The organism is Protofrankia sp. CiP1_Cm_nod1 (genome assembly GCF_920888515.1).
Classification (GTDB): Bacteria; Actinomycetota; Actinomycetes; order Frankiales; family Frankiaceae; genus Protofrankia.
This window is the reverse complement of the sequence record NZ_CAKKTM010000084.1, coordinates 1-11,324: the sequence shown is the minus strand read 5'-3', so window position 1 is coordinate 11,324 and position 11,324 is coordinate 1. Positions and strand designations below refer to the sequence as shown.

Below are 11,324 nucleotides of genomic sequence, written 5' to 3'. Positions count from 1 at the left end.
GGCCGGGGCCAGCAGCCGGGCCGGGGCCAGCAGCCGGGCCGGGGCCAGCAGCCGGGCCGGGGCCAGCAGCCGGGCCGGGGCCAGCGTGGATATCGCCCATGTGCCCGACCGTAGTCCGCGCGTAGGGCGGCCATCCGGCCGGCACCGGCTTCGAGCGGCAGAGGCGCCCTCCGGGACGCGGCCAGGAGGCGGCCAGGGGACGCCGGGACGCCGGGACGCCGGGACATCTGTCACGGCAGCGGCATCCGACGGGCACTGGGACGAATCTCACCGGCTGTCGGCGACAGCCGGGCATGATCATCGCGGTGCCGGCCCCTTCGAGCTCACCGGTCGCCGGCGACAGCCGGCAGCGGCGACAGCCCTGGTACCCCGGTTGGGACGACAGTGGGATTCAGGAGTGGAATCCAGGATCCAGCGGTGGGATCCAGGCGGTGGGAGCCATGGTATGCAGAGGCAGCCGGCGGACGGATTGTCCGGCTCGTGGCTTTCACCGGCGGTCATGGGCCGCCCCGTCGGCAGTCCTGGTGACGTCGTTTCGGCATCGCCAGGAAAACGCACTACCGTTGGTGCATGTCCGGATCCAGGGTCCATGAACCGCAGCGCACCTCCTCCCGGCGGGGGCGGTGGCGATGAGCGGCGGCTTCCCGTTCGGCTTCACCCCGGGCGGCTCGTCCTCGGGTGGCGCGGGCGGCGGCTCCGGCATGCCGTTCGGCACCGGGGCCCCGTTCTTCGCCGAACTCGAACGCCTGCTGTCCTGGCACGACGGACCGGTCAACTGGGAGCTCGCGCGCCAGGTCGCGGTACGTACCCTCGGTGACGGCGACCGGGCTGTCACCGAAGCCGACATCGAGGCCGTCCGGCAGGCGGTCCGGCTCGCCGACGTCTGGCTCGACCCTGTGACGCCCCTTCCCGCCGGGGCCACGGCCGCCGAGGGATGGACGCGCGGCAGATGGATCGAGGTGACGCTGCCCGTCTGGCGGACACTGTGCGATCCGGTGGCCGCCCGGGTGGCCGACGCCATGCGCGGCGGTATCTCCGGCGGGCTCGCGCAACTGGGCGACCAGATGGGCGACCTCGGTGCCGGGCTGCCGCCGGAACTCGCCGCTCAGCTCCCACCCAGCCTTGACCTGGGCCAGCTGGCGTCCGCCGGCGGCCCGATCATCCAAATGATCAACAGGATCGGCGGGATGCTGTTCGGCGCCCAGGTCGGCGAGGCGATGGGCCTGCTCGCCAGCGAGGTGGTCTCCGCCACCGACGTCGGGCTGCCGCTGGGCCCGGCCCGCACGGCCGCGCTCGTACCGGCCAACGTCGAGGCGTTCGGCGCCGGCCTGGAGGTCGACCCCACCGAGGTCCGGATCTACCTGGCGTTGCGCGAAGCCGCGTCCCAGCGTCTGTACGCCCATGTCCCGTGGCTGCGCGGGCACGTCCTCGGCACGGTCGAGGAGTACGCGCGGGGCATCGCGGTCGACCCGAACGCGGTCTCGCGGGCGATGACGATGCTCGACCCGTCCCGGCTGATGGATCCGTCCCGGCTGATGGACCCGGCGAGTTTCGCCGAAGCGCTCGGCGGTGACGTCTTCGACGACGCGACCACGCCCGAGCAGGCCGCGGCGCTGGCCCGCCTTGAGATGATCCTCGCGCTGATCGAGGGCTGGGTGGAGACGGTCACCGACGCCGCCGCGGCGAAGAACCTGCCGGCGGCGTCCAGGCTGCGCGAGATGGTGCGCCGGCGGCGGGCCGAGGGCGGGCCGGCCGAACAGACCTTCGCCACGCTCGTCGGCCTCAACCTGCGTCCCCGCAAACTGCGCGAGGCAGCCGCCCTGTGGGCTGCCGTGGGCGAGGCCAGAGGGATCGACGAGCGGGACGCGCTGTGGGCCCATCCCGACCTGCTCCCGGACGCCGACGACCTCGCCGACCCGCAACGGTTCGCCAACAGTGACACCGCCAGCACCGTGGGAGATCCTATCTCGGAACTCGAGCGGCTCCGGGACACCCCGCCGCCGAAGTCACCGAACGAGTCACCGAAGGAACCCCCCGGGCCTGCGGGCACACACGACCCGGATCCGCCCGATGGCCCGCGCGGCGGTCGTTGACCGTAACCACCACGCGGCCATAGTTTGACGGGTTTCTTCTCCTCGCCCGACATGGCCGTCGTGCTGCTCACCGCGATACACGGGCCGGCCGGGCGAGCTGGCCGTGGCTGCCGGCACCAGCCCGGCGGTTTCCGGCGGCAGTTTCCGGCGGCGGCTACCGGCGGCGGCTACCGGCGTCAGCCGGCGGCGGCTACCGGCGCGAACGCGGGCGACCGCCGGTCCAGCTGCGCCTGGATCCCCTCGGCGGCCTCACCGTTGGCCATGGTGGTGGCCTGGGCGAGCGCCTCCCACTGCAGCACCTGCTCGATGTCGTCCTCACCCTTCAGCGCGACCTTGGCCAGCCGGGTCGCGACCGGGGCCGCCGCGGCGATCCGCAGCGCGGTCTCCAGCGCGGTGGCGACCAGGTCGGCAGCCGGCACCACCGCGTTGACCAGGCCGATCTCCACGGCCTCCCGCGCGTCGACGACCCGTCCGGTGAAGATCAGTTCGCGGGCCCGCAGCACTCCCACGGCCTCCGGCAGCAGCCGGGTGGCGGCCATCCCCGGATGCATCCCCAGCCGGGTGAAGGGGGCGGAGAAGGTCGCGCCCTCGGCCGCGAACCGCAGGTCACAGGCGAGCGCCAGGCACAGGCCGGCGCCCACCGCGGCGCCGTTGACCGCGGCGATCGTGGGCACCTCCAGCGATCTGATCTTCAGCCAGGTCCGGTAGAAGGGGAGCATCTTCGCCCGCAGCCGGTCCGCGCCGGAGTCGATGTTGCGCCTCGGGTCGATCCAGTCGAGATCGCCGCCCGCGCAGAACGCGCGCCCCTGCCCTGTGACAATGACGGCCCGCACGTCAGGATCGGCGCTGATCGTGTCCAGCGCCGCCGACCACGCCGCGGTCAGCGCCACGGTCATCGCGTTGCGCCGTTCGGGCAGGGCCAACGTCAGCAGGACCACGCCGTCGGCGGGACGTTCGACCAGCAGCGGTTCGGACACGATCGACTCCTGAAGGCCCACGTTACCTGGTTGATGTTGTCTGGTTTATGTTGTCCGGTTGATGTTGCCTGGCTGATACGGGCGAGGACGGCGCGGCCGTGTTTTTCCCGCCCCGTCAGCGGCCCTCCCGAGCGTAGAGCCTCACGGCTTCCGGTGCTGTCGGACATGACCGGGCGCGCACCGCTTCCACCACGGGCCATCACCGGGCCACCACCGCATCCGCCGCCGCATCCGCCGCCGCCGCGGGAGCCGGCGGCGAACACGGCAACCACTGTGGGACAACGGAAAACCAGCCGTGGCCCCGGCCAGGGGGTGGCGCGCGGCGGGGTCGACAGCCTGAGGAGGATGGCTCCCGGCCGGCTGTTGGTGCCGGCCTTCTTCGTTGCGCTTCGTTACGAACCAGCGGCCCGTCAGCGGGCGCCGGTGAGAGGGAGAACGAGTGGCAGAGACGTACGAGGGCTACTGCGTCAAATGCAAGGACAAACGGCATTACCAGGGCGAGGTCCGGGTGAGCGACTCCGGGCGCCGGATGGCCCGGGGCACCTGCCCGGTCTGCGGAACCACGATCAACAGGATCCTCGGCAAGGCGCCGGCATCATAGTTCCCTGACCTTCCCCGGAAGGCATGCCCCATCCCCGGGGCCCGCTCCTCGGGCCGGACGGTTACCCCGAGGCCGCCGAGCGCGCGGCGGATCATCGCGCGTTCGGCGGCTGTACGGCATCCCGAGGCCGCCGCCCCCGGCACCAGCCGGCCCCGGCATCCACAGCCCACAACCGTCTGGCCGCATACCGTCGCACTTGGCACCGCCGATTGACACCCAGGAACATGGGATGTCCGGCGCAGACCGTGCGCGAGGAACCGTCCCAGCGCGGACGCGAGTCACCCATGGCACCCGTGGGGCCCATGCCCTGGGCAGGGGCCCCTGCCCAGGCAGGGAGTTGTCCACAGCTACCGGCGCATCTTCTCCGGCACCGGCAGAATATCCACAGAAAAATGGATATATGTCCACGATGGGGCACAGCGTGAGACCATATGATCACGATCCGGTCATCTGCTGTCGGGGAGGACGCGATGCGCCCCATGCTCAAGCCCGGCCTGCGCCGGCTCTGGCGGGACGGCTCCACCCTCCAGATCGGCGTCGACCCGGCGCGGGCGATCGTCCTCGGCGGGCTGACGGCGCGGGACGCCTCCGTGCTCGACCTGCTGGACGGTACCCGCTCCCGTGAGCAGGTCCTCAGCTCGCTGGACGCCACTCGGGCGGACCTCGTCCTCCTGCTGGAGCGGACGGGCCTGCTGACGGACGCCGGCCCGGCCGACCGCTCCCCACCGCCCGTGCTGGACCAGGAGCGCCTCCAGCCGGACCTGGCGGCGATGTCCCTGGGCTCGGCCGACCCGGAACATGCCCGGCGAGCGATGGCGGCCCGCCGCCGGGCCCGGATCCAGGTCCGCGGGGCGGGCCGGATCGGCGCTCAGGTGGCGGCCCTGCTGGCCGCCGCCGGGGTCGGGCACGTGGTCGTCGACGACACCGGTACGACCAGGGCGGCCGATGTCGCGCCGGGTGGAGCCCGTCTCGACGACGTCGGGCGGCCCCGTTCGGCCGCCGCCACCGCGGCGATCGCGCGGGTGACACGCCCCCACGCGCCACGCCGGTGCCGGCATCCCGTGCCGTTCCGCCCCGATCTCGTCGTCGTCACACCGGCCGGCATACCGGTCGTCCACCCGCGGGAGTCGCTTGAGCTGGAACGCTCCGGCATCCCCCATCTGCTTGCCGGCGTTCGTGAGACCACCGCGGTGATCGGGCCGCTGGTCCTGCCCGGGGTGACCTCGTGCCTGCACTGTCAGCATCTGTGTCGCCACGCGATGGAACCGTCCTGGCCGTTGCTCGCCCTGCAGCTGTCCCGCCGCCCGGACACCGGGGTCGACGCCTGCGACGTGGCGCTCGCCACCGTCGCCGCCGGGCTCACCGCCATGCAGGCGCTCACCCTTGTCGACCACAGCGACCGTGGCGACCGTCGCGTCCGTGGCATCGCCCGGCCCGGTCGGGCCGAGCCGCCGGAGCAGCCGTGCCGGCCAACAGCCGACGAGCTGCCGACCATCGACGGGACGCTGGAGATGACAGTCTCCGACCTGCGGCTGCGACGCCGATCGTGGTCGATCCACCCCTCATGTCCCTGCCGTAGCGCCCGGCGGCTGGCAGCCGCGGGCGCCGGTGACGCCGACGGCTGGCCGGCGGACGGGGATCCGACGGACGGGGATCCGGGCGAAGCCGACGCCTTCGAGTGGACGGAACGGGCGTCGTGACCAGGCGGAGCGGAGCGCCACCGGTCCGCCATCAGCCAGGCCAACCACATCGACCACAAAGAGTAGTATTAAAATTCCAAGCGGCGTTCCCTCCTGTCTCCCGCCCGCAGAACAGGCACGATGGAGCTGTGTCCGAAATCCCAAAACGCGCGGTCGTCCGCACCGCCAAGCTGGCAAGCCTCCCTCTCGGCTTCGCCGGGCGGGCCACGATCGGCGCGGGTAAGCGACTCGGCGGGCGCCCCGCCGAGATCGTCGCCACGGAGCTGCAGCAGCGGACCGCCGCCCAGATCTTCCGCGTCCTCGGGGAGCTCAAGGGCGGCGCGATGAAGCTCGGGCAGGCGCTGTCGGTCTTCGAGGCGGCACTGCCCGAGGAGATCGCCCGGCCCTACCGGGCGGCGCTGACCAAGCTCCAGGACACCGCGCCCGCCCTGCCCGCGGCTTCGGTCCACCGGGTGCTCGCCGGCGACTTCGGCACGGACTGGCAGACGAACTTCCGCAGCTTCGACGACGCGCCGGCCGCCGCCGCCAGCATCGGCCAGGTACACCGCGCCGTGTGGGCGGACGGCCGAGATGTCGCCGTCAAGATCCAGTATCCGGGCATCGGCCCGGCGCTGCTCAGCGACCTCACCCAGCTCGGGCGCGCGGCTCGGCTGTTCAGCGCCATCGTCCCCGGTCTGGACATCAAGCCGCTGGTCGCCGAGCTGAAGGAGCGCATCCTCGAGGAGCTCGACTACCGCCTGGAGGCGGCCTGGCAGACGGCCTTCGCCGAGGCGTTCGACCACGACCTCGACATCCACGTGCCCAGCGCCGTCGCCGCGACCGACCACGTCCTGGTCACGGAGTGGATCGACGGCAAGCCCCTGTCAACGATCATAAACAGCGGTACGGACACCGAACGTGACCGGGCTGGGCTGCTGCTCGTGCGTTTCCTGTACTCGTGCCCGGCGCGGGCCGGGCTGCTGCACTCCGACCCGCATCCCGGCAACTTCCGGCTGCTCCCGGACGGCCGCCTGGGCGTGCTGGACTTCGGCGCGGTCAACCGCCTCCCGGACGGGCTGCCCGAACCCGTCGGCCGGCTCAGCCGGCTGGCACTGGACGGCAACGGCGAAGCGGTCCTGGCGGGCCTGCGGGCGGAGCGGTTCATCCTGCCGACGGTGAGGATGAAGCCGGCGGACCTCCTCGACTACCTGGTACCGCTCCTCGAGCCCGTCACCACCGAGACGTTCCGTTTCTCCCGCGACTGGCTACGAGGCGAGGCCATCCGGCTGGGCGACCCCCGCTCCCCCGCGGCCCAGCTCGGCCGCCTGCTCAACCTGCCCCCTTCCTATCTGTTGATGCACCGCGTCACCCTGGGCGCGATCGGCATCCTCTGCCAGCTCGGCAGCACGGGGGCGTTCCGCGCCGAGATGGAGTACTGGCAGCCCGGCTTCGCCCAGCCCGGATCCGCGGCGGCCGAGCACGCGGCCTGGGCGAACCGGCCCGGCCGCCAGCTGCCGGAGCCCGCCGTCGAAATGAGCGCCGGCATGATCCGGCCGCTGGCGTCGGCCTCCTCGCGGGGCCTTTTCGTCCCGCCGCGGCTACCGGACACCCGGGTAGTGATACCACCGCCCTCGACGGCGGCCGACGACCGCGACGCCACCGACAGCCACGGCACCGGCGACGGCCACGGCACCACCGACAGTCGCGATACCAGCGACGGCCACGGCACCACCGACAGCCGCGATACCAGCGACGGCCACGGCAGCGACAGCAGGGCCGGGCTTGACCACGACGGCGACAGGGCCGCTGATCCGCCCCGGCGTGCGGCGGCGCGACAGGGACGCCGCCCCGCCGCACAGCGGTCGTCCTCGGCCGATGACCTGGCCGGCGGCCCGGCTGACGGCCCGGCCCGCGCGCCCGCCCCGCGCACGCCGCCCTCCGACGCCGACGCCCCGCCCAGGCAGCCGAAACGGGCCAGGCAGCCGAAGCAGCCGAAGGTCCCAGCTCCGCCCAGGCCCCGCGGCGCCACCGACGAGCAGACCGTCTCCGCCGCGGCAGTCCCCGACAACACCCCGCCCGACAACGCCGCCCACTCCGTCACCCACACCACGGCCACCCACACCACGGCCACCCACACCCCGCCCGCGGCTGCCCCCGACAGCACCTGAGCCGCCCGGGGCAGCCCCGCGGAACACACCCGCCGCCAGCCAGAGCACGCGGTCAGCCAGGCAGATGGGCGTAGACGACCTCGTTGTCAGGGCCGATGCCCAGCCGGCCCGCCGCGACGGCGAAACGCTCGGCGTCGGGCAACGTGAACGGCAGTTGCACGTCCGGGTCCGACAGCTCACCGGCAAGATCGGCGAAGGCCGCCCCGGGGATGTGGACACGCTCGTAGTCCGGCCGGCCGCTGGCCGCCTGAAGCCCCTTGACGTCGGGTGGCCAGCTGATGTGCACGGTCGCGTCGAGGACACGCAACCCGGGATCCCCGAGGCGCGCGGCGAGAGCGGCGGCATCGATCAGCGGCGAAAGCGGTCGCGACACACCCGTCAGTATGATATTGCACACCAACCGGCCACCCGGCGTATCAACCGGCCTTAAAGAGCAGCGGGCACGCCCCGGTCCAGCCGAACGGCAGTTCCGCTCACCCGGACAGCCCAGCCCGTACGGCCCGCAGCGACAGGACCGTCCGCGATCACCGTCGGAGGAGCCTCCCCCGCCAGCGCTCTCGACGTGTCCCGGGATTCGCGGCTTCGGACGTTACGCCGGCGATCCGTTTTTCCGATGGCGCCATAGGCGTTCTTGCGGCGCACCGGAATTCATGTGAGCATTTCATCGACATCGTCACCGGATTAGTTCGAAGGATGTTCATCCGCCGGCAGCCGGCGGAGACCGTGACCGCGCAGAATTCCGGCAGGATAATTTCGTGACACCCGTGCCGAGAGAGGGATGTGGACGTGTCCGTTGCGCCGCAGGTTGTCTTCGACGCCTTTCATCCCGCGCACCGATCCAACCCCTACCCGCGGTACGCGGCCGTCCGCGATTTCGCCGCGCTGTACCCGATCAGGCCGGATATTCTCATGGCGACGCGCTACGAGGAGTGCTCGACGGTTTTCACGGACGCGCTGTGGGGCCACGGCTACGAGGCGGGCATCAATCCCTTCCGGCCAGGAGTGGCTCCCGACGACGTGCCGGGGTCGATGCTGCGGATGGACCCGCCGGACCACACCCGGATACGAGGGCTGGTCAAACGGGCGTTCGTCCCGCGCAACACCGAGGGGCTCCGGCAGCGGATCGAAGAGCTCGTCAACGCGCTGCTCGACACGGCGATCGAGGCCGGTGAGGCCGACCTGATGGAGGCGTTCGCGCGTCCGCTGCCGCTCACCATCATCGGCGACATGCTCGGCATCCCGATCGAGGACCACCCGGCCGTCCAGAAGTGGTCGCTGGAGATCGTCCGCGGCACGGACCCGGACATCCTGCAGTCGCCCGAGAGCCTGGCGCGCAGGCCGGAGGCCATGCGGGAGTTCGAGGCGTACTTCGCGGCGCTGCTCGCGCGGCGTCGCGAGGATCCCCGCGACGACATGCTGAGCGGGATGTGCGCGGCCGAGGACCGCGGCGAACTGAGCGCCCGGGAGGCGCTCGGGCTGGCCGTGGGGCTGCTGATCGGAGGATACGAGACCATCTCCGACCTGATCGGCAAGGGTGTCGTGGCCCTCCTGCGCAACCCCGACCAGATCGCGCGCTGGCTCGCCGATCCCGATCTCGCGGCGCCCGCCGTCGACGAACTGCTCCGCTACGAGCCGCCCGTGCAGTTCACCCACCGGGTCGCGCTGGCGGAACGGGAACTGGCCGGGCACACGTTCGCGCGGGGGGACGGCATCGTCGTCCTGACCGCCGCCGCCAACCGCGACCCGGCCGTGTACACCGATCCGGAACGGCTGGACATCACCCGGTTCGCCGGCCCCGCGCCCGCGCCGCGCCACCTGTCGTTCAGCGAAGGGCTCCACTACTGCCTCGGCGCGCACCTCGGCCGACTGGAGACCCAGATCGCCGTGGACACCCTCCTGCGCCGCGCCCCCGGGCTCTCCCTGACCGGCGAACCCGTCTGGCGGGACACGGTCGCTATCCACGGGCTGGACACCCTCCCGGTCCGCCTCCAGGACTGACCACCGACCGGCCAGCACGGTATCCGGCCCACCGCATTCCGAGGAGACCAGTGAGCGCGCACGAAACGGACATCGAGCCGGACGTCGCCACCTCTCACGCCGACGTGCCACGGGTCGTCTTCGACGCGTTCAGCCCCGAGCACTGGCCTAACCCCTATCCCCGGTACGCCGCGGCCCGCGAGGCCGACCCGCTTTTCCCCACTCCACTGGGTGTGCATCTGGTGACCCGCTACCAGGACTGCGCGGCCGTTCTCCAGGACGACAACTGGAGCCACGCCCACGAGGCCGAGCTGTTCCATCCCGGCGTCGACACGCTCGACCTGCCGACCTCGTTCCTCTGGATGGATCCGCCCGACCACACCCGGCTGCGCGGGCTGGTCAGCAAGACGTTCACCCCGCGCACGGTGGCCGACCTGCGCCCCCGCATCGAGCGGCTCGTCACCGACCTGTTCGACGCGATCGTCGAGGCCCGCGAGGTCGACGTGGTCACCGCGTTGGCCTACCCGTTGCCGCTCACCGTCATCGCCGAGCTGCTCGGCGCGCCGGCCGAGGACCACCCGGACCTCCAGCGCTGGTCGGGGGCACTCGCCCGCGGGTTCGACCCCGATCCGCTCCTGCTGCCCGAGGAGCGTGACGCACGCTCCCAGGCCGCCCGCGAGTTCGTGGCCTACTTCCGCGACCTCATCGCCCGGCGTCGCGCCGAACCCGCCGACGACCTGATCAGCGGGCTCGCCGCCGTCGAGGAACAGGGCGACATCCTCACCGAGAACGAGATGCTCGCGACCTGCGTCACGCTGCTGGTGGCCGGGCACGAGACGAGCGTCAACCTGGTCGCCAACGGCATCCTGGCGCTGATCCGCCACCCGGACCAGTACGCCCTGCTCCGGTCCGCCCCGCGGCTGGCGGCGCCCGCCGTCGAGGAGATGCTGCGTTACGACTCGCCAGTGCACATGACCACCCGTCTCGCCCACCAGCGGACGCGGCTCGCCGGGCACACGTTCAGCGCCGGGGACGGCGTCGTGCTGCTCTTCGGCTCGGCCAACCGGGACCCGGCGGCGTTCCCCGACCCCGAACGGTTCGACATCACCCGGTACGCGGGCCAGACCCCCGCGAAACGTCATCTCACGTTCAGCCTCGGCATCCACTACTGCCTCGGCGCGCCGCTCGCGCGCCTGGAGATGGAGATCGTGCTGCGCGAGCTCGTCCGGCGAGGAATCACGATGACGCCGCTCACGGACGACCTCGCCTACCGCCGGAACCTCGTCCTGCGCGGCATCGCCAGCTTCCCGGCCCGCTTCGAGCAGCAGAACAGCACCGCGGTGCCGTAGCACGACCTCCCCCCGAACCGAACACCCGACACGCCCGCGGAACTGTTCCGCGATGCGTGCTGCCGGCCCGCTCCACGGTCAGCCTCACTCACCGGCCAGGCCCGCTTTGTGTGGCCCCACCCGGATGGCCCACCAGCGGCGGGAGCGCCCATGGTCACCGTCTGAGAAGTCTCCTGATCCATCCCGGGCGTTCCGCGGCAGCGGTGGCAGCGGCCAGGTTGTCCCTGATCGTGACGACCAGCGGATGGTCAGGACCGAGAACCCGCAGACTATCGGCAAGCGTCTGCTCGTACAGGCCGATGGCCTCCGCCACCCGCCCCACCGTCTGGTAGGCGACGGCGAGGTTGTGGCGGGAGGCCAGGGTGTCGGGGTGGTCGGGGCCGAGGACGCGCAGCCGGTCGGTGAGGGTCTGCTCGTACAGGCCGATGGCCTCCGCCACCCGCCCCGCCGTCTGGTAGGCGATGGCGAGGTTGCCACGGG

General features: G+C 72.1%; 9 protein-coding genes and 1 pseudogene. 6 read left to right on the top strand and 4 right to left on the bottom strand.

The genetic code is table 11. The annotated features are described in order from the left end of the window. A pseudogene (locus NBX02_RS04455) lies at nucleotides 1-234 on the bottom strand (hypothetical protein); the annotation flags it as partial. Nucleotides 235-629: 395 nt separating this feature from the next. Here NBX02_RS04455 and NBX02_RS04450 point away from each other — a divergent pair. Further along, the gene (locus tag NBX02_RS04450; protein WP_250285129.1) at nucleotides 630-2,093 is read left to right on the top strand and encodes a zinc-dependent metalloprotease; all 1,464 of its coding nucleotides are present in this window, start codon (nucleotides 630-632) and stop codon (nucleotides 2,091-2,093) included. Between the two features lie 176 nt (nucleotides 2,094-2,269). Here NBX02_RS04450 and NBX02_RS04445 read toward each other — a convergent pair whose 3' ends face one another. Further along, nucleotides 2,270-3,070: an enoyl-CoA hydratase/isomerase family protein gene (locus NBX02_RS04445; RefSeq protein WP_250285128.1), complete on the bottom strand. Its 801-nt coding sequence runs from the start codon at nucleotides 3,068-3,070 to the stop codon at nucleotides 2,270-2,272. A 439-nt stretch (nucleotides 3,071-3,509) separates the two neighbouring features. On the opposite strand from NBX02_RS04445, the gene NBX02_RS04440 reads away from it, so the two are divergent. From NBX02_RS04440 to NBX02_RS04430, 3 genes are all read left to right on the top strand, one after another. Continuing rightward, nucleotides 3,510-3,671, top strand: coding sequence for a DUF5679 domain-containing protein (locus tag NBX02_RS04440; RefSeq protein ID WP_250285127.1), 162 nt, complete (start codon nucleotides 3,510-3,512; stop codon nucleotides 3,669-3,671). A 431-nt stretch (nucleotides 3,672-4,102) separates the two neighbouring features. Next, nucleotides 4,103-5,371: a ThiF family adenylyltransferase gene (locus NBX02_RS04435; RefSeq protein ID WP_250290109.1), complete on the top strand. Its 1,269-nt coding sequence runs from the start codon at nucleotides 4,103-4,105 to the stop codon at nucleotides 5,369-5,371. A 128-nt stretch (nucleotides 5,372-5,499) separates the two neighbouring features. Further along, nucleotides 5,500-7,518 carry an AarF/UbiB family protein gene (locus NBX02_RS04430; protein ID WP_250290108.1) on the top strand — a complete coding sequence of 673 codons (2,019 nt, stop codon included), beginning with the start codon at nucleotides 5,500-5,502 and terminating at the stop codon, nucleotides 7,516-7,518. Nucleotides 7,519-7,570: 52 nt separating this feature from the next. Here NBX02_RS04430 and NBX02_RS04425 read toward each other — a convergent pair whose 3' ends face one another. Then, complete coding sequence (locus tag NBX02_RS04425) at nucleotides 7,571-7,891, bottom strand: hypothetical protein (protein ID WP_250290107.1); 321 nt, start codon at nucleotides 7,889-7,891, stop codon at nucleotides 7,571-7,573. A gap of 413 nt (nucleotides 7,892-8,304) precedes the next feature. Between NBX02_RS04425 and NBX02_RS04420 the strand changes: the two genes are divergently transcribed. Both NBX02_RS04420 and NBX02_RS04415 read left to right on the top strand, forming a co-directional pair. After that, nucleotides 8,305-9,516 (top strand): cytochrome P450, encoded by a 1,212-nt coding sequence (locus tag NBX02_RS04420; RefSeq protein WP_250290105.1) that lies wholly within the window; start codon nucleotides 8,305-8,307, stop codon nucleotides 9,514-9,516. Between the two features lie 50 nt (nucleotides 9,517-9,566). Then, nucleotides 9,567-10,844, top strand: a complete 1,278-nt coding sequence (locus NBX02_RS04415) for a cytochrome P450 (RefSeq protein ID WP_250290103.1) — start codon at nucleotides 9,567-9,569, stop codon at nucleotides 10,842-10,844. Nucleotides 10,845-10,998: 154 nt separating this feature from the next. Here the strand turns inward: NBX02_RS04415 and NBX02_RS04410 are convergent. Further along, nucleotides 10,999-11,324, bottom strand: a 326-nt coding sequence (locus NBX02_RS04410) for a tetratricopeptide repeat protein (protein ID WP_250290101.1), incomplete at its 5' end; no start/stop codon positions are given.